At 68.3% G+C, this 18,446-nt stretch carries 15 protein-coding genes; 9 read left to right on the top strand and 6 right to left on the bottom strand.

From position 1 onward, the window contains the following. Positions 1-29 precede the first annotated feature (29 nt). Together ABT186_RS04515 and ABT186_RS04510 are read left to right on the top strand one after the other, a co-directional pair. Positions 30-1,292: an MFS transporter gene (locus ABT186_RS04515; RefSeq protein ID WP_351221268.1), complete on the top strand. Its 1,263-nt coding sequence runs from the start codon at positions 30-32 to the stop codon at positions 1,290-1,292. A gap of 116 nt (positions 1,293-1,408) precedes the next feature. After that, positions 1,409-1,966, top strand: a complete 558-nt coding sequence (locus tag ABT186_RS04510) for an LppU/SCO3897 family protein (RefSeq protein ID WP_351221269.1) — start codon at positions 1,409-1,411, stop codon at positions 1,964-1,966. A gap of 101 nt (positions 1,967-2,067) precedes the next feature. On the opposite strand, the gene ABT186_RS04505 is transcribed toward ABT186_RS04510, so the two are convergent. Further along, positions 2,068-3,516 carry a CCA tRNA nucleotidyltransferase gene (locus ABT186_RS04505; protein WP_351221270.1) on the bottom strand — a complete coding sequence of 483 codons (1,449 nt, stop codon included), beginning with the start codon at positions 3,514-3,516 and terminating at the stop codon, positions 2,068-2,070. A gap of 223 nt (positions 3,517-3,739) precedes the next feature. Between ABT186_RS04505 and ABT186_RS04500 the strand changes: the two genes are divergently transcribed. The 7 genes from ABT186_RS04500 (at position 3,740) to trxA (ending at position 13,560) form a co-directional block, all read left to right on the top strand. Next, the gene (locus ABT186_RS04500; protein WP_351221271.1) at positions 3,740-6,178 is read left to right on the top strand and encodes a DUF6049 family protein; all 2,439 of its coding nucleotides are present in this window, start codon (positions 3,740-3,742) and stop codon (positions 6,176-6,178) included. A gap of 44 nt (positions 6,179-6,222) precedes the next feature. After that, on the top strand, positions 6,223-8,523 hold the full coding sequence (gene murJ, locus ABT186_RS04495; RefSeq protein ID WP_351221272.1) for a murein biosynthesis integral membrane protein MurJ: 2,301 nt from the start codon (positions 6,223-6,225) through the stop codon (positions 8,521-8,523). A gap of 118 nt (positions 8,524-8,641) precedes the next feature. Then, on the top strand, positions 8,642-10,363 hold the full coding sequence (locus ABT186_RS04490; RefSeq protein WP_351221273.1) for a protein kinase family protein: 1,722 nt from the start codon (positions 8,642-8,644) through the stop codon (positions 10,361-10,363). Positions 10,364-10,389: 26 nt separating this feature from the next. Next, positions 10,390-11,103, top strand: a complete 714-nt coding sequence (gene sigM, locus ABT186_RS04485; protein WP_351221274.1) for an RNA polymerase sigma factor SigM — start codon at positions 10,390-10,392, stop codon at positions 11,101-11,103. Then, on the top strand, positions 11,100-12,026 hold the full coding sequence (locus ABT186_RS04480) for an anti-sigma factor family protein (protein ID WP_351221275.1): 927 nt from the start codon (positions 11,100-11,102) through the stop codon (positions 12,024-12,026). The genes sigM and ABT186_RS04480 overlap by 4 nt, the downstream gene beginning before the upstream one ends. A gap of 185 nt (positions 12,027-12,211) precedes the next feature. Then, positions 12,212-13,183 carry a thioredoxin-disulfide reductase gene (gene trxB, locus ABT186_RS04475; RefSeq protein ID WP_351221276.1) on the top strand — a complete coding sequence of 324 codons (972 nt, stop codon included), beginning with the start codon at positions 12,212-12,214 and terminating at the stop codon, positions 13,181-13,183. Between the two features lie 44 nt (positions 13,184-13,227). Then, a complete protein-coding gene (gene trxA / locus ABT186_RS04470) occupies positions 13,228-13,560 on the top strand; it encodes a thioredoxin (RefSeq protein WP_003991504.1) in 333 nt (110 codons plus the stop codon). Between the two features lie 122 nt (positions 13,561-13,682). Here the strand turns inward: trxA and ABT186_RS04465 are convergent, their stop codons facing one another. From ABT186_RS04465 to ABT186_RS04445, 5 genes are all read right to left on the bottom strand, one after another. Continuing rightward, positions 13,683-14,300 (bottom strand): GNAT family N-acetyltransferase, encoded by a 618-nt coding sequence (locus tag ABT186_RS04465; protein WP_351221277.1) that lies wholly within the window; start codon positions 14,298-14,300, stop codon positions 13,683-13,685. A 327-nt stretch (positions 14,301-14,627) separates the two neighbouring features. Then, complete coding sequence (locus tag ABT186_RS04460; RefSeq protein WP_351221278.1) at positions 14,628-15,728, bottom strand: ParB/RepB/Spo0J family partition protein; 1,101 nt, start codon at positions 15,726-15,728, stop codon at positions 14,628-14,630. Beyond that, a complete protein-coding gene (locus ABT186_RS04455) occupies positions 15,725-16,798 on the bottom strand; it encodes a ParA family protein (protein WP_351221342.1) in 1,074 nt (357 codons plus the stop codon). Before ABT186_RS04455 ends, ABT186_RS04460 begins: the two co-directional genes overlap by 4 nt. Positions 16,799-17,096: 298 nt before the next feature. Then, complete coding sequence (gene rsmG / locus ABT186_RS04450; protein ID WP_351221279.1) at positions 17,097-17,813, bottom strand: 16S rRNA (guanine(527)-N(7))-methyltransferase RsmG; 717 nt, start codon at positions 17,811-17,813, stop codon at positions 17,097-17,099. Positions 17,814-17,930: 117 nt separating this feature from the next. Then, complete coding sequence (locus ABT186_RS04445; RefSeq protein WP_351221280.1) at positions 17,931-18,443, bottom strand: Jag family protein; 513 nt, start codon at positions 18,441-18,443, stop codon at positions 17,931-17,933. Positions 18,444-18,446: the final 3 nt, after the last annotated feature.

The following is an 18,446-nucleotide window of genomic DNA, read 5'->3' as shown; positions in this document are numbered from 1 at the left end:
GACCCTCCCCGTATGTGAGGCTGTGCGCCATGGCCGTCGTCCGTGACCTGCGCGTCCTTCTGCGCTTCCAAGGCTTCCGACGCCTGCTCGCCATACGGCTGCTCTCCCAGGGCGCAGACGGCGTCTACCAGGTCGCGCTCGCCACATATGTCGTCTTCTCCCCGGAGAAGCAGACCTCGCCCGGGGCGATCGCCTCCGCGATGGCGGTCCTGCTGCTCCCGTACTCCCTCGTCGGCCCTTTCGCGGGCGTCCTGCTGGACCGCTGGCGACGCCGTCAGGTCTTCCTCTTCGGAAATCTGCTGCGTGCCCTGCTGGCGACGGCAACAGCCACGCTGATGGTGACCCACGTCCCGGACTGGCTCTTCTACGTCTCCGCGCTGTGCGTCACCGCGGTCAACCGCTTCGTCCTCGCGGGCCTGTCCGCGGCGCTGCCCCGCGTCGTCGACCCCGAACGTCTGGTGATGGCCAACTCGCTCTCCCCGACGGCCGGCACGCTCGCCGCTACCGCGGGCGGCGGCCTCGCCTTCGTCGTGCGCCTGGGGGCGGCGGACTCGGACGCCGCGGTGGTGCTGCTGGCTGCGGCCCTCTATCTGAGCGCGGCTCTCGCATCGCTGAGCCTGGCACCGGAACTGCTGGGCCCCGACCGGGAGTCGATCCCGCCCCGGCTGGGCAGGGCCCTTGTCGGCACCACGCGCGATCTGGTGGCCGGTATACGGCATCTGGCGGCGCCCCCGCGCCGGGAGGCTGCCTGGGCGCTCACCGCGATGACGCTGATGCGGTTCTGCTACGGTGCGCTGCTCGTCCTGCTGCTGATGCTGTGCCGGTACGCCTTGGCGTCGGATCCGGCCCATGGACTCGCCCTGCTCGGGCTGGCGTTGGGAGTGTCCGGCGCCGGCTTTTTCGCCGCCGCCGTAGTGACCCCGTGGGCGGCGGGGCGGCTCGGTCCCGGCCACTGGATCGCCGTGTGTTCCGCGTCCGCAGCAGTGCTGGAGCCCGCACTGGGGCTCCCGTTCGCCGTCGGCCCCACGCTGGTCGCGGCCTTCGTCCTGGGTCTGATCACCCAGGGCGCGAAGATCTCCACGGACACGATCGTCCAGTCGACGGTCGACGACGGCTTCCGCGGCCGGATCTTCTCGGTGTACGACGTGCTGTTCAACGTCGCCTTCGTCGGCGCCGCCGGGGTCGCCGCACTGATGCTGCCCCCCGACGGCCGTTCGGCCGTCCTGGTTGTCACGGTCGCTGTGATCTACGCCGCAATTGCCATTGCTATGTCCCGCTTTGAACGCCAGTAAGTGTCACATCAATGCTACGGAGCCCCACTTGGCTTCAGAGTTGTCAGTGCGGACCTGTAGCTTACGGGCGTCTTATCTCGCGCCAAGCGCACCCACGTTCGAGGGGACCCCCAAAAGTGACCACTCCGCCGCCCCAGGGCCCTAACCCCTACGCCCAGCAGCCCACCGGCCCCGCGGGACAGCAGTTCGGCCAGCCGGGAGTCCCACCGCAGCAGCAGGGCGGCTACCCCGGAGTTCCTCCGCAGCAGGGCGCCTACCCGGGCGTGCCCCCGCAGGGCCCCTACGCACCGTTCCCGAACCAGGGCGCCCCCGCCCCCGTCCCGCCGCAGGCCGGTCCGGGCAAGCGCGCCAGCAAGAAGGCCGTGCGCATCATAGGGGCCATAGTCATCGCAGTCATCGTCGGCGTCATCAAGTTCGGCGCGGGCTGGTTCCTGACCCGTGACGACGCAGAGACCACATCGGTTGGCGCCTGCATGCACAACGACGGTACGGACAACAACGCCAAGCTCAAGGAAGTCGACTGCTCCTCCGGCGACGCCCAGTACAAGGTCGTCCAGAAATTTGACGGCAGCAGCGACGAGAACAAGTGCCAGGACGTCAAGGCTGCGACGATCGCCTACATCCAGTCGGGTGGTGGCCACGACGTGGTGCTCTGCCTGAAGGAGACCAAGTAACACCGCGGCCGACAGACGAAGAAGGGGCGATGTTTCACGTGAAACATCGCCCCTTCGCGCGTTCCCGGGTCATGTTTCACGTGAAACATGACCCCGCCCCCTCAGACCTCGCCCTGCTCGGCCCACCACTCCTTGAGAGCCGCCACCGCCGCATCGTGCCCCATCGGGCCGTTCTCCAGACGCAGCTCCATCAGGAACTTGTACGCCTGGCCGACCACCGGGCCCGGGCGGACTCCCAGGATCTCCATGATCTGGTTGCCGTCGAGGTCGGGGCGGATCGCGTCCAGCTCTTCCTGCTCCTGCAGTTGGGCAATGCGCTCCTCCAGGCCGTCGTAGGCGTGTGAGAGCGCCGCCGCCTTCCGTTTGTTGCGGGTCGTGCAGTCGGACCGGGTCAGCTTGTGGAGACGGTCGAGGAGCGGGCCGGCGTCCCGGACGTAACGGCGCACCGCGGAGTCCGTCCACTCACCGGTGCCATAGCCGTGGAAGCGCAGATGGAGCTCGACCAGACGCGAGACGTCCTTCACCAGGTCGTTGGGGTACTTGAGCGCCGTCATTCGCTTCGTGGTCATCTTGGCGCCCACCACCTCATGATGATGGAAGGAGACTCGGCCGTCCTTCTCGAAGCGGCGCGTCTTCGGCTTGCCGATGTCGTGCAGCACCGCCGCGAGCCGCAGGGTGAGGTCGGGGCCCTTGTCCTCCAGCGCCATCGCCTGCTCCAGGACGATCAGCGTGTGGTCGTAGACGTCCTTGTGCCGGTGGTGCTCGTCACGCTCCAGCCGAAGCGCCGGAAGCTCCGGCAGGACGTGGGCAGCGAGCCCCGTGTCGACCAGCAGCGCCAGTCCCTTGCGGGGGTACGCGGACAGGATCAGCTTGTTCAGCTCGTCCCGCACACGTTCCGCGGAGACGATCTCGATGCGGCCGGCCATCTCTCTCATGGCCGTGACGACCTCGGGCGCCACCTCGAAGTCCAGCTGGGCCGCGAAACGCGCGGCCCGCATCATGCGCAGCGGGTCGTCCGAGAACGACTCCTCGGGGGTGCCGGGAGTCCGAAGAACCCGGGCCGAGAGGTCGTCGAGCCCGCCGTGCGGGTCGATGAACTCCTTCTCGGGCAGCGCGACGGCCATTGCATTCACCGTGAAGTCGCGACGGACCAGATCTTCCTCGATGGAGTCGCCGTACGACACCTCGGGCTTTCGTGAGGTCCGGTCGTACGCCTCGGAGCGGTACGTCGTCACCTCGATCTGGTAGCCGTTCTTCTGCGCACCGACCGTCCCGAAGGCGATCCCGACCTCCCACGTGGCGTCCGCCCACGGCCGCACGATCTTCAGGACGTCCTCGGGGTGGGCGTCGGTCGTGAAGTCCAGGTCGTTGCCGAGTCGGCCGAGGAGGGCATCCCGCACCGAGCCGCCGACCAGGGCGAGCGAGAACCCGGCCTCGTGGAAACGGCGGGCGAGGTCGTCGGCGACAGGGGACACCCGCAGCAGCTCACTCACCGCGCGGTGCTGCACCTGACTCAGGGCACTGGGGTTGTCTTCATTGGCGTTCGGCACAACAGAAAAGGGTACGTGGCCCGGGCCATGGCAAGCGCCTCCATTAAATGTGCACAGGTTTCGCGACTCGCTACCCCCGTCGATACCTGCACATACGGGACACCGGTCGGCCCGTTCCCGATCTTGTGGCAGAGACCGCGGCACTTCCCCTCCGCGCACATCGTTACCATGCCTGGACGCACATTCCGACGACCACTGACGACGACGAGGGACGGGCGAGCGCGTGGCCGAGGCGGCAGACTTCCAGGGGATGAGTTCCTCACCTGCCCGCCGGTGGCTCCGGCGTACCGGAGCCATGCTCGCGGGCGCGCCTCTGCTGGCCGGCCTGCTGCAGCTGCCCGCCGGCCCGGTCGCGCAGGCCGCCGAGAAGAGCGCCCCGGCACAGGCCGTCGGTTCCCGTACGGTCAGCGTCTCCCTCGACTCGCTCAGCCCTTCTGCGCCTGCCGACGGCGACACGATCACCGTCACCGGCACGGTCACCAACAACGGCAAGCAGGCCATCACCGACGCCCATGTGGGCCTCCGGGTGGGACCCTCCCTGAGGAACCGCTCGGCCATCGACAGCGCCGCCCGGCGTACCGGTTATCTGCCGGGCACCGACGGCGCCGAGGTCGGCGGCAAGTACGTCGAGAAGTTCGCCGAACTCGCTCCGGGCGTCGCTCAGGACTTCAGTATTTCCGTGCCCGTCAAGGAGCTGGACCTCGGCTCCGACGGGGTCTACCAGCTGGGTGTCTCCCTCTCCGGCCAGACCGCCGCGCAGCCGTACGAGCAGGTGCTCGGTATCCAGCGGACGTTCCTGCCCTGGCAGCCCGACAGCGCCGCCGACAAGACGAAGACGACGTTCCTCTGGCCGCTGATCTCCACGGTCCACATGACCGCGGAGACGCTTCCCAACCAGCAGCAGACACCCGTCTTCCAGAACGACGACCTGGCCAAGGAGATCTCTCCGGGCGGCCGCCTTTCCCAGCTCCTCTCGCTGGGCAAGGACCTCGACGTCACCTGGGTGATCGACCCCGACCTGCTCGCGTCCGTGGACGCGATGACGGGCAGCTACAGCATCAAGGGCGACGGTGACACCCTCACGGCCGGAAAGAACCAGGCAGTCGCCAAACAGTGGCTCGGCGATCTCGAGAAGGCGGTCCAGAACAAGGAGGTCGTCGCCCTCCCCTTCGCCGACCCCGACCTGGCCTCACTCGCCCACGACGGCAAGAGCGTCACCGGTTCCCTGAGTCACCTCAAGGACGCCACGGACGTGGCTGCGAGCACCGTGGAGACCATCCTCCATGTGAAGCCCGACACGGACTTCGCCTGGCCCGTGGACGGAGCGATCGACCCCTCGATCGTCAAGGTCGCCACCTCCGCGGGCGCCGACAAGCTGATCGCCCGCAGCGACAGCCTCAGGGAGACCGGTGGGCTGGCCTACACGCCCACCGCGGCACGTCCCATCGGCGGCGGCACCACGGCGGTGGTCGCGGACGACGGGCTCTCGACCGAGTTCGAGGGCGACATGACCTCGGCAGGCAGCTCCACGCTCGCCGTGCAGGAGTTCCTGGCCCAGAGCCTGATGATCAACCTGGAAGAGCCGGACAAGCAGCGCAGCATCGTGGTCGCCCCGCAGCGGACGCCTTCCGCGAGCCAGGCCCAGTCGATGACGCAGGCGCTGACCGCCCTCCAGGGCAGCACCTGGTCGGAGTCCGCCGATCTGTCCGCGGCCGCCAAGGCCAAACCGGACCCGGATGCCACGACCAACGTGCCGTCCGCATACCGCTACCCCTCGTCCCTGCGCAAGGCGGAGCTGCCGCAGTCGGCGTTCCAGCAGATCGAGGACACACAGGACAAGCTCGACAACTTCAAGGTGATCCTCACCGGCCCCGCACGGGTTGTCACCCCCTTCGGGCGGGCCATAGACCGCGCCATGTCGACCTCCTGGCGCGGCCACGCCACCGAGGCGTCGACCTTCCGCCAGGGCGCGGAGTCATACCTCCAAGAGCTCATCGACCAGGTCCGGCTGATCGAGAAGTCGGAGACGAAACTCTCGGGCCGCAGTGCCACGATCCCCGTGACCGTGCAGAACAACCTCATGCAGGGGGTCGACCACCTGGTGCTGCGGCTCACCTCGCTGCAGCCGACCCGGTTGAAGATCGGCAACGGTCCCTATGCGGAACAGCCCATCACCGTGTCGGGCGGGCACAGCCAGTCCGTGAAGTTCACCACGACGGCCAACGCCAACGGCCGGGCCGCCGTGGTTGCCCAGCTCTTCACGGAGGACGGCCAGGCATACGGCCCCGCCGTCACCTTCGATGTGAACGTCACCGAGATCACGCCCACGGTGATGCTGGTCATCGCCGGCGGGGTCCTGCTGCTCGTGCTCGCCGGGTTCCGTATGTACACCCAGCGCAAGCGCATGGCCGCACGGCAGGGCGCGGAGGAGCAGCAGACCGACTCCGCGGAGGCCGACGCCACCGCGGAGGAGGGGGGTCTGAACAAGGCCGCGGACGGCACCGTAGACACTGAGGACACCCAAGGCTCCGCGAAGACACCCGAACAGGAGTCGGACGCTGAGTCCGGGGCAGACGACCCGGAGCACCCGAGTGACCCGGCAGGGGACACCGCACCGGAAAGCGCCGACCCGTCCGGCACGGGTGAGAGAGTGGACCGTTGAGCGATGTCGTGGCCATGGGCCGGGGACGATGAGGTGGGGTAACCATGAACGCGCCGTACGACGGTGACCGCGGCCAGGGCGCCGCGGGCAGCTCGGGCTACCCCGAGGGCCCGCCGCAGGAGCCCGGCCAGGTGCCGCCGCAGCCCCCGGCGGACATGTACCTCCAGGACGCCTACAACCAGGACCCCTACCGCGCTCAGGACCTCTCCGCCCAGGACCCCGTGACCGAGGCCCTCTACGACCGCGCCGCGCACCCCCCGCCGCCCCCGGGCACGTACCAGCCGCAGCCGCCGCTGTACGCACAGCCACCGACGCCGCAGTACACCCCGGACCCGCGCATGTGGGCCCAGCCTCCGGCGCCCGAGCCGGAGGGCCCCTCGCAGTACTTGCCGTACGGCGACGACCCCCGTACGACTCAGTTCGTGGGCGTCGACGACCTGGTGACCCAGGCCGGCGAGGAGCGCCATGAGCCGGACGCCTTCGCCCACCTTTTCCGGGACCAGCAGCAGGGCGGCGGACAGGCGTACACACAGTCGCCGTCCGTACCGGGTCCTGCCCCCGCACCGTCTCCGGATCAGGCTCCGACGGGGCAGTACCCCGGTCCCGCCTACCCTCCGGCCGCCCCACCGGCCGGGGCGCACGCTCCCGCGCCTCAGCAGAGCGCCGAGCCTGCACCGGCGCCTGCTCCCGCCCCGGCTCCCACGGGGAAGAAGGGCGGGCGGGCATCGGGTCTGCTGAAGTCGAGCGCCGTGATGGCGGCGGGCACGATGGTGTCCCGACTTACCGGCTTCATCCGCTCGGCGCTGATCGTCTCGGCGCTGGGCGTCGGGCTGCTCGGCGACACGTTCCAGGTCGCCTACCAGCTGCCGACGATGATCTACATCCTCACCGTCGGCGGCGGCTTGAACTCCGTCTTCGTGCCTCAGCTCGTACGGGCCATGAAGGAGGACGAGGACGGCGGCGAGGCATACGCGAACCGGCTGCTCACCCTGGTCATGGTGGCGCTGGGCGCGCTCACCGCCGTAACGATCTTCGCTGCGCCGCTCCTGATCCGTCTGCTGTCCGACCCGGTCGCCAGCGACCCGGCGGCCAACGAGGTCGGCATCACCTTCGTCCGCTACTTCCTGCCCTCGATCTTCTTCATGGGCGTCCACGTGGTGATGGGACAGATCCTCAACGCCCGCGGGAAGTTCGGCGCCATGATGTGGACCCCGGTCCTCAACAACATCGTCATCATCGTGACGCTCGGAATGTTCATCTGGGTGTACGGCACCGCGGCGAACTCCGGAATGAAGGTCACGAACATCCCGCCGGAGGGCCAGCGCCTGCTCGGCGCCGGTGTGCTGCTCGGGCTCGTTGTCCAGGCCCTCGCGATGATCCCGTATCTGCGGGAAACCGGATTCCGGCTGAGGCTGCGCTTCGACTGGAAGGGCCACGGCCTCGGCAAGGCCGCGACGCTCGCCAAGTGGACCGTACTCTTCGTCCTCGCCAACCAGGCGGGCGCGATCGTCGTGTCCCAGCTGTCCACGGCCGCGGGCAAGCACTCGCCCGTCGTCGGCACCGGCTTCGCCGCCTACGCCAACGCCCAGCTGATCTGGGGCCTCCCGCAGGCGATCATCACCGTCTCCCTGATGGCCGCCCTGCTGCCGCGCATCTCGCGTTCGGCCTCCGAGGGCGACGGCGGTGCCGTTCGCGAGGACATCTCCCAGGGCCTGCGCACGACCGCCGTGGCGATCGTGCCGATCGCCTTCGGGTTCGTCTCGCTCGGCATCCCGATGTGCACCCTGATCTTCGGCTCCTCCGGCACCGGCGCCGCCACCAACATGGGCTTCATGCTGATGGCGTTCGGCCTCGGCCTCATCCCGTACTCCGTGCAGTACGTCGTGCTCCGCGCCTTCTACGCGTACGAGGACACCCGCACACCCTTCTACAACACGGTCATCGTGGCCGCCGTGAACGCGGGCGCCTCGGTCGTCTGCTACTACCTGCTCCCGGCCCGCTGGGCCGTGATCGGCATGGCGGCCGCGTACGGCCTCGCTTACGCGATCGGTGTCGGCGTCGCCTGGGCCCGGCTGCGCAAGCGGCTGGGCGGGGACCTGGACGGCGCCCGGGTGATGCGTACGTACGCACGGCTCGGGATCGCCTCGGTGCCGGCCGCTCTGCTCAGCGGCGCGGCGTGCTACGGAATCGGTCACACGCTGGGCCAGGGCGTCGGCGGTTCGCTCGTCGCCCTGCTCTTCGGTGGCGCCCTTCTCCTCGGTGTCTTCTACGTCGCCGCACGCAAGATGCGCATCGAGGAGCTCAACTCAATGGTCGGCATGGTCCGCGGGCGCCTGGGGCGCTGAGGCGGGGGTACGCGCACAACCATCGTCAGCCGTCGTGTGTCGTGCATAGCGGCAGACTGTGGGCACAATTGGTTTCTGCGTCGGACAGCACGCAACGGATGGGGAGGCAGGAACGACGGTGGCGGAACGGAGCACGGCTGCCGTCGACGTGGCAGACAACAGCGGCGACGAGCCGCTGACCGCCAAGGCGGACCAGTCCACGTCCGACGGGGTGGCCCAGGACCGGGAGCGGGACACGGACGGCGACGAGGCGCAGGGGAGCGGCGGGACGGAGCGCCCTGGGAAGCCCTCATCACCCGAGCTGCACAGCGGCCACAAGCTCGCCAGACGCTACCGTCTCGAGGAGTGCGTCACCCGACTGGACGGATTCAGCAGTTGGCGTGCGGTGGACGAGAAACTCCGCCGCGCCGTCGGCGTGCACGTACTGCCCGCGGATCATCCGCGGGCCCGTTCGGTGCTGGCCGCGGCCCGCTCGTCCGCACTGCTCGGTGACCCCCGCTTCGTGCAGGTCCTGGACGCAGTGGAGGAGAACGACCTCGTCTACGTCGTGCACGAGTGGCTGCCGGACGCCACCGAGCTGACCACGCTGCTCGCCTCCGGACCGCTCGAGGCCCATGACGCCTCCCAGATGGTCACCCAGGTCTCCCAGGCGATGGCAGCCGCCCACCGCGAGGGCCTCTCCCATCTGCGTCTGACCCCGGGCACCGTCCTGCGTACCTCCTCCGGCCAGTGGCGCATCCGCGGCCTCGCTGTGAACGCCGCGCTGCGCGGAATCAGCTCCGACACCCCGCAGCGCACCGACACGGAGGCCATCGGCGCGCTCCTGTACGCCGCCCTGACCCAGCGCTGGCCTTACGAGAACGACGCCTACGGCCTGTCCGGGCTGCCCAAGGGCGTCGGCCTGATCGCCCCCGACCAGGTACGCGCCGGCGTCCACCGCGGCCTGTCCGAGCTCGCCATGCGTGCCCTGGTCAATGACGGCGCTACCGCCTCCCGTCATGAGTCCCCGTGCACCACGCCCGAGGAGCTGGTGAAGGCGATCGGCGAGATGCCCCGCATCCGTCCGCCGGAGCCTGCGTTCACCGCACCGCCGGAGTACCAGCGCACGACGTACCAGCAGGGCACGTACGGCCGCTCCACGGCCCACCCGGGCGCCACCCAGCCGGTGCCGACCCCGCCGCCTCCGCTGCAGAGCCGCACCGGCAAGGCCCTCAAGTGGGCCGTCTCCGCCCTGCTGATCGCCGCGCTGGGGCTGGGGAGCTGGCAGCTTGCCGAGGCGCTCATGGACCAGGGCAAGAAGTCGGACAACACAAACCAGACGCAGACGACGGACGGCAACGACAAGAGCGGCGGCAGCAAGACCAAGCCGGTCGCGCACATCAAGATCCAGAACGCGCAGGAATACGTCGCGAGCGGTGACCCCCAGGCACCCGGCGATGTCAAGAACACATACGACGGCGACAGCTCCACGTACTGGCGGACCAAGCGCTACAACGACGGTCCGAAGCTGGCGCCCTACAAGCCCGGCGTGGGCATCGTCTACGACCTCGGCTCCGCGCAACAGATCTCGGCCGCGTCGATAGGGCTCCGGTACGGGGGGAACCACACAACGATCCACCTCTATGCCACAGATTCACTGACCCCCTCCACAGGGATCGACGGTATGAAGGAGATCGGAACCGACACCACGAGCGGGACCTCTCTCACAGTGAAGGCGACGAGGTCGTTGAAGACGCAGTACGTGCTGCTGTGGATCACCGACGTGCCGATGGCTCCCGTCGACGGCTACAGCGACGCCGGCTACAAGCAGGCCATCACCGACGTGAAGTTCACGGGCTGACGTCTCACCGAAGGGGGAGGAGGCTGATGGCGGAGGCCGCCGGATACGACGGAGCGAGCGATCAGGATCTGCTCGCCCGCCATGTGGAGGGCGACCCCGACGCCTTCGGTGAGCTCGTACGGCGCCACCGTGACCGGCTGTGGGCGGTGGCGCTGCGCACGCTGGGAGACCGCGAGGAGGCCGCCGACGCCGTTCAGGATGCCTTCGTCTCCGCCTACCGGGCCGCCCATACCTTTCGCGGCCAGTCGGCCGTCACGACCTGGCTGCACCGGATCACGGTGAACGCCTGCCTGGACCGGGCCCGCAAGGCGGCATCCAGGAAGACCTCGCCCGTCGACAACACGGAACGGCTGGAGCTGCTCCTGGAGCCACATGAGTCGGCGTCCGCTCCGGCCGAGCGCAACGATCTGCACCGCGAGCTGTTGGAAGCCCTGGGCACCCTGCCGGCCGATCAGCGGGCCGCCCTCGTCCTGGTGGACATGCAGGGCTACCCCGTGGCGGAGGCCGCCCGCATCCTCGATGTACCGACCGGGACGGTGAAGAGCCGCTGCGCCCGTGGCCGGGCCAGACTGCTGCCGCTGCTCACCCATCTGCGGGCGGAGGGCGGCGGCGAGGACGGCAAGAAGTCGGGCGACGGAAGGAACCGGACGCGGGGGACGTCCGTCCCACCCGCAGCGGGACCACGTGATGCAGGGCCAAGCGATTCAGCTGCTGTGAAGGGCGGAGGTGGGCGAGCGTGACATCCACGACCGGCACGGCCGGGCACCCGGAAGTCGAGGAGCTCTCCGACCTCAGCGAAGGTCTCCTTCCGCCTTCCCGTACCACGGAGGTGCAACAGCATCTGGACGGCTGCGGCCTCTGTGCCGACGTGTACGACTCCCTCGAGGAGGTCCGCGACCTGTTGGGCGCACTGCCAGGCCCTGCGCGCATGCCCGACGATGTGGCGGGCCGCATTGACGCCGCGCTCGCCTCCGAGGCCCTTCTGAACGCCACTGCACTGGATACCGGGGCCGCTGTCTCCCCCGAGCCCGCCGTCGCGCATGTTTCACGTGAAACATCGTCCTCTTCTCCGATCGACCGCCCTTCGGGTCACGCCCGCGCGGCCACCGGACCAGGGCGTACAAAGCGCACACGGCGCGGCGGTCGCAGGACCATCGCTCTGGGAGCCGTTCTCACAGCCGCCGCCCTTGGTCTGGGCACACTGTTGGTGCAGACGTTGGGCAACGACACGGGCAAGACCCCGCAGGCGGCAGGTCAGCACACCGACGCGGCGCACACCTACTCCGAGGGAACGCTGCAGAGCCAGGTGGCAAGCCTCCTTGCCACCAAGAAGACAGACGGCGGCCGTTCCGGCAGCGCCAAGCCCTGGGGTATAGAGTCCGACACCGGCGTGACCGGGTCCACGGGGAGCCAGCCCAACAAGACGTTCCAGGGCACCACTGTCGACGTGCCGAACTGCATCGAGCAGGCCATCCACACCAACCAGGTCGTGCTCGCTGCCGACAAGGGCGTGTACCAGGGGACTGCCGTCTATCTCGTCGTCACTCCCGACGACGCCGACAGCACCAAGGTCACCGCCTACATCGTCGACGCCGCATGTGCGAAGCAGGCCTCCTCGTCGTCCGGCAAGGTTCTGATGACGCATTCCTACACGCGCTCCTGAGGTCCCCCGCACCGGACGGTTCTCACGCAGGTACCGCTTGGCATCTGTGTGCGGTGCCGTGTCTTGGTGTGCCCGGACACACCGGGAATGCGGGCCCCTTAGGATCCGTTGGGTGGGGTGAGAGTACTGAGAGAAGCTCCCACCGGCAGTACCAGCAGCAGTCTCCAGAGACGAGGAATCAAGCCGTGAGCGACGTCCGTAACGTGATCATCATCGGCTCAGGGCCCGCCGGCTACACGGCGGCGCTCTACACCGCGCGCGCGTCGCTGAAGCCGCTGGTGTTCGAGGGCGCTGTCACCGCGGGTGGCGCGCTGATGAACACCACCGAGGTGGAGAACTTCCCCGGCTTCCAGGACGGCATCATGGGCCCCGAGCTCATGGACAACATGCGCGCCCAGGCCGAGCGTTTCGGCGCCGAGCTGATTCCGGACGACATCGTCTCCGTCGACCTCACCGGTGAGATCAAGACGGTCACGGACACCGCCGGAACGGTTCACAAGGCCAAGGCCGTCATCGTCGCCACCGGCTCGCAGCACCGCAAGCTGGGCCTGCCGAACGAGGACGCTCTCTCCGGACGTGGCGTCTCCTGGTGTGCCACCTGTGACGGCTTCTTCTTCAAGGACCAGGACATCGCTGTGATCGGAGGCGGCGACACCGCGATGGAGGAGGCGACCTTCCTCTCCCGGTTCGCCAAGTCGGTGACGATCGTCCACCGCCGTGACACCCTGCGGGCCTCCAAGGCGATGCAGGACCGCGCCTTCGCCGACCCGAAGATCAAGTTCGTCTGGGACAGCGAGGTGGCCGAGATCAAGGGCAACCCGAAGCTGGAGGGTCTGACCCTGCGCAACCTGAAGACCGGAGAGCTCACGGAGCTGCCGGTGACCGGTCTGTTCATCGCGATCGGACACGACCCGCGCACCGAACTCTTCAAGGGCCAGCTCGACCTCGACGAGGAGGGCTACCTGAAGGTGAACGCCCCCTCGACCCGTACGAACCTCACCGGTGTCTTCGGCGCCGGTGACGTCGTCGACCACACTTACCGCCAGGCGATCACCGCGGCCGGCACCGGCTGCTCCTCCGCTCTCGACGCCGAACGCTTCCTCGCCGCCCTCGCGGACAGCGAGCAGCAGGCCGAGCCCGAGAAGACCACCGTCTGACACCCCCTTCCGCCCCACCGCATCACCGAGTTAAGGAGCCCTCCGTGGCCGGCACCCTGAAGAACGTGACCGACGACTCCTTCGAGCAGGACGTCCTCAAGAGCGACAAGCCCGTCCTGGTGGACTTCTGGGCCGCCTGGTGCGGTCCGTGCCGCCAGATCGCTCCGTCGCTCGAGGCGATCGCCGCCGAGTACGGCGACAAGATCGAGGTCGTCAAGCTGAACATTGACGAGAACCCGGGCACGGCCGCCAAGTACGGCGTCATGTCGATCCCCACCCTCAACGTCTACCAGGGTGGCGAGGTCGCCAAGACCATCGTCGGTGCCAAGCCGAAGGCTGCGATCGTTCGCGACCTCGAGGACTTCATCGCCGAGTAAGCGACGACGCCGCTGAGCCAAGGCGGCGATGTTTCACGTGAAACACGAATGGGCCAGCCCTCAGGGGCTGGCCCATTCGCATGATGTGAGCAGACAACAGCAGAAATCAGGGGAGAGGCCGGTCACAGAGGCCGCAACACCGGTTCCTTCTGTACGGCTCCCAGAAGACGGTCGAGCGCCAGCTCGACGTCCTCCTTCCACGAGAGCGTCGTACGCAGCTCCAGCCTGAGCCGGGGGTACGTCGGGTGCGGCCGTACCGTCTTGAAGCCCACCGCCAGGAGATGCTCGGCGGGCAGGAGGCAGGCGGGCTCCTTCCAGCGGGCGTCACCGAAGGCCTCGATCGCCTTGAAGCCACGGCGCAACAGATCCTTGGCGACCGTCTGGACCATCACACGCCCGAGCCCTTGCCCCTGATATCCAGGCATGATGAAGGCAGTCATCAGCTGGACCGCATCCGGTGAAACCGGGCTCGTGGGGAACGCCGTGGAACGCGGAACGTAGGCGGGCGGGGCGTACAGCACGAAGCCCACTGGCACGTCATCCACATAGACCACCCGGCCACAGGACCCCCAGTCCAACAGGACGGCAGAGATCCATGCCTCCTTCTCCAGCGCGGGTGTGCCTGCCTTTACCGCGGCTTCGCCGCTGACGGGGTCCAGCTCCCAGAAGACACACGCGCGACAGCGCTTGGGAAGGTCCGGAAGGTTGTCCAGCGTGAGCGGTACGAGCCGACGCCCCATGAAGGCAGATCCTCGCTTCCTTCGCCCGCAGCGCCGCGGGCGGCTGTCAGAGCGCTCCGCTCCCTGAGCAGGCTGCCGACGAACCCGCCGACCGCCCCCAGGCTCAGGCCCGCGGTCACCAGTCCGGAACGGCTCATGGTTCGCATGGCCCCCGCCTCCCCAATGAAGGTGCCGCCAGGTGGATGCGCCATACCCGAACGCATCGTATCCATGATGCGATTCCATCGATACTGCCTGAAAGCAAAGAGCGGACCGTGTTCCGGTACACACCGGACACAGTCCGCTCTGGTGGTCTGCCATACGGAAACCGTCGCGCCACCTGCCGGCTCAGTCCTCCGACTCCAGGGAGTCGGGGTCCACAAGGCTTTTCTGAAGGACCGGCCCCTCGCCCGGAGCAAGGGTGCTGAGGATTCGCTCAAGGTCGTCCATGGAGGCGAACTCGACGGTGATCTTGCCCTTCTTCTGGCCGAGGTCGACCTTCACCCGGGTCTCGAAGCGATCCGAGAGCCGGGTCGCCAGGTCGCTCAGCGCCGGAGAGACCCGCGCACCTGCTCGCGGCCCCTTGGAGCGCGGGGCGCTCTGCGGCCGGGATCCCATGAGGGTGACGATCTCCTCGACAGCCCGCACGGACAGCCCCTCGGCCACGATCCGATGAGCCAGCCGGTCCTGCTCCTCCGAGTCCTCGACGGACAGCAGGGCTCGTGCGTGCCCTGCGGACAGCACGCCGGCGGCCACCCGGCGCTGCACCGCCGGAGACAGCTTCAGCAGCCGCAGGGTATTGGAGACCTGCGGGCGCGACCGGCCGATACGGTCCGCCAGCTGATCATGGGTGCAGTTGAAGTCCTTGAGGAGCTGATCGTAGGCGGCCGCTTCTTCCAGCGGATTCAGCTGGGCCCGGTGCAGGTTCTCCAGAAGGGCGTCCAGGAGGAGCTTCTCGTCGTCCGTGGCCCGCACGATCGCCGGGATGGCCTCCAGGCCGGCCTCACGGGAGGCTCGCCAGCGCCTCTCGCCCATGATGAGCTCATAGCGCGCCGGACCCACCTGCCGCACCACGATGGGCTGGAGAAGCCCGACCTCCTTGATGGAGGTGACCAGCTCCGCGAGCGCGTCCTCGTCGAACACCTCACGGGGCTGCCGCGGATTCGGGGTGATGGAGTCGAGGGGCAGCTCGGCAAAGTGGGCACCGATAGGCGACGCAGGCGTCTCCGCGGTGCCGTTCATCGACGGCTCCTCGGTTTCATGTGAAACAGGCGGAAGCGTGGTCACCTTGGCGGCCGCCACTCCCCGGTCCGTCGTCAGTACGGGCACCGCCGCCGGTGTGGCGGATGGGCCGCCCATCGCAGCAGGAGGTGCCGCCTTCTCCCCTGTCGGGGCAGCAGGGATGAGTGCGCCGAGACCACGGCCCAACCCCCTCCGTCGCTCGCTCACTGAATCCCCTCCACCATGCTCTGTTCCGTCTGGGCGCCGATGTGGGCGTGCTGTGCGTCGTAGTGGACGCCAACGCCCTTCAGCGCGATTTCACGTGCCGCCTCAAGATAGGAGAGAGCGCCGCTCGACCCCGGATCGTAGGTCAGCACTGTCTGCCCATAGCTCGGCGCCTCGGAGATGCGGACCGAGCGGGGAATGCTCGTCCTCAGCACCTCGTCACCGAAGTGGCTGCGCACCTCTTCCGCGACCTGGGACGCCAGCCGCGTCCGGCCGTCGTACATGGTGAGCAGGATGGTCGACACATGAAGGGCGGGGTTGAGGTGCCCCCGCACCAGGTCGACATTGCGCAGCAACTGGCCCAGGCCCTCCAACGCGTAGTACTCGCACTGGATCGGGATGAGGACCTCCTGCCCGGCGACCAGCGCGTTGACCGTCAGCAGGCCGAGCGAGGGCGGGCAGTCAATCAGGATGTAGTCCAGTGGCTGCTCGTAGGACTCGATCGCACGCTGCAGTCGGCTCTCTCGCGCCACCAGGGACACCAGCTCGATCTCCGCACCGGCGAGATCGATCGTGGCGGGGGCACAGAAGAGACCCTCGACATCAGGGACCGGCTGGACGACTTCCGCGAGCGGCTTGCTCTCGACCAACACGTCGTAGATCGAAGGGACTTCGGCGTGGTGGTCGATCCCCAGCGCAGTGGACGCATTGCCCTGAGGGTCGAGGTCGATCACCAGGACGCGGCCACCGTGCAGAGCAAGGGACGCAGCAAGGTTGACCGTTGTCGTGGTCTTGCCCACCCCACCCTTCTGGTTGGCGACCACGATGACCCGGGTCTGCTCGGGCCGTGGCAGGCCTTCGCCGGCGCGACCCAGTGCCTCCACCGCAAGTTGGGCAGCACGACCGATGGGAGTGTCGTCCATCGGGGGCGGTGTTTCACGTGAAACATCCTCCCCCATCGACTCGGTACGGGGACCGGGGACCGGATCGGTCATCGGTCCCGCGATGTTGGCGTCGGACCGCAAGGATTCACTCTCCTCGACTTCAGGCTCGCAATGAACAGAGCCTCCCATGCCTTCGGGGTTGTGAACCAGTGAGGTCTGGCCTTCTGTGGAGAAATCCACCTCTGTGGACAACTCGATGCCCTCCATGGGGGACAAGGTGTCGTTGGTGGACGGTTCTCCAAGGGATCCCAGCGGCTTACGGTCACGGGGTTCGGCCGCTGCCCGGCCGCGACTGATGATGCCGTGCAACAGTGAGCGACGTTTCACGTGAAACACGATGCACAGCAGCCAAGGCCGGGTCTCCGCGACACTCCGAGAAGCATAGGTTCGGCGGCTTGTGTGGAGTACGTCTCGTCGTCAGGACGGATCAGCGACGACGGCGCGCACGTCCGGTACGGGCCGCCTTGGCCCGTTTGGCCGCGAAGCGCACACCCCCGGGGCTCTCCCCGACCTCGACCCGTACCACCGTGGACAGCGGATCCACGACCCCCTCCCCGACATGGAGGATGGACGTCTCCACGGCACCGAGCTTGCTCAGCGCGGTGGCCGCACTCTTGAGCTCTTCCTCGGCGGTATCGCCCTTGAGTGCAAGCATCTCCCCGTACGGGCGCAGCAGCGGAATACCCCATGTCGCCAGCCGGTCCAGTGGCGCCACGGCCCGTGCCGTGACCACGTGGACCGGGGGCAGCTTGCCCATGACCTCCTCGGCACGACCTCGCATGACCGTCACATGGTCGAGGCCGAGGAGTTCGACGACCTCTGTGAGAAAGTTCGTACGCCGCAGCAACGGTTCCAGCAGCGTGATCTTCAGGTCGTCCCTGACGAGGGCCAGGGGAATGCCGGGGAGCCCGGCCCCCGAACCGACGTCGCACACCGTGACGCCCTCGGGCACGACCTCGGAGAGCACCGCGCAGTTCAGCAGGTGCCGCTCCCACAGGCGTGGCACCTCACGCGGGCCGATGAGTCCCCGCTGCACTCCCGCCTCCGCCAGGAGCTCGGCATACCGGACCGCATCGGCGAACCGATCGCCGAATACCTCGCGCGCCTGCTCGGGTGCAGGGGGGAGCTCCACTGCCTCCGTCACGGGGACCGTCCTTCCGTACCGCATCGGCGCACCGGGCGCCGACTACCAGAACTACCAGGCTGACAAAGTTCGGCCCCGTCTGCGCAACAGACGGGGCCGGAGAACGTATGGACCGAATCAGGCGGGCAGCACGACGACGAAGCGCTGCGGCTCCTCGCCCTCGGACTCGCTGCGCAGGCCCGCGGCCTTGACCGCATCGTGCACGACCTTGCGCTCGAACGGCGTCATCGGCTTCAGCTTCACCGGCTCGCCGGTGTTCTTGACCTCGGCCGCGGCCTTGGCGCCCAGCTCGGAGAGTTCGGCGCGCTTCTTGGCGCGGTAGCCCGAGATGTCCAGCATCAGCCGGCTGCGGTCGCCGGTCTCCCGGTGCACAGCCAGGCGCGTGAGCTCCTGGAGCGCCTCCAGCACCTCGCCGTCACGACCGACCAGCTTCTGCAGGTCGCGGCTGCCCGTGTCGCTGATGATCGACACGGACGCGCGGTCGGCCTCGACATCCATGTCGATGTCACCGTCGAGGTCAGCGATGTCCAGCAGACCCTCGAGGTAGTCCGCCGCGATCTCGCCCTCCTGCTCCAGGCGGGTCAGGGTGTCTGCACCCTCGGCAGCGGCGGAGGTGGTGCCTTCCGTCACGGG

This window comes from Streptomyces sp. NPDC001634 (genome assembly GCF_040298185.1).
GTDB lineage: Bacteria > Actinomycetota > Actinomycetes > Streptomycetales > Streptomycetaceae > Streptomyces.
Note: the sequence above shows the minus strand (reverse complement) of the source record. Positions and strands in the feature narration are given on the sequence as shown.

What these genes read in the sequence shown, in the direction of transcription:
- ABT186_RS04515 (WP_351221268.1), top strand. Translation starts at nt 30, where the DNA reads ATGGCCGTCGTCCGTGACCTGCGCGTCCTTCTGCGCTTCCAAGGCTTC.
- murJ (WP_351221272.1), top strand. Translation starts at nt 6,223, where the DNA reads ATGAACGCGCCGTACGACGGTGACCGCGGCCAGGGCGCCGCGGGCAGC.
- sigM (WP_351221274.1), top strand. Translation starts at nt 10,390, where the DNA reads ATGGCGGAGGCCGCCGGATACGACGGAGCGAGCGATCAGGATCTGCTC.
- ABT186_RS04465 (WP_351221277.1), bottom strand. Translation starts at nt 14,300, where the DNA reads ATGGGGCGTCGGCTCGTACCGCTCACGCTGGACAACCTTCCGGACCTT.
- ABT186_RS04455 (WP_351221342.1), bottom strand. Translation starts at nt 16,798, where the DNA reads ATGGGAGGCTCTGTTCATTGCGAGCCTGAAGTCGAGGAGAGTGAATCC.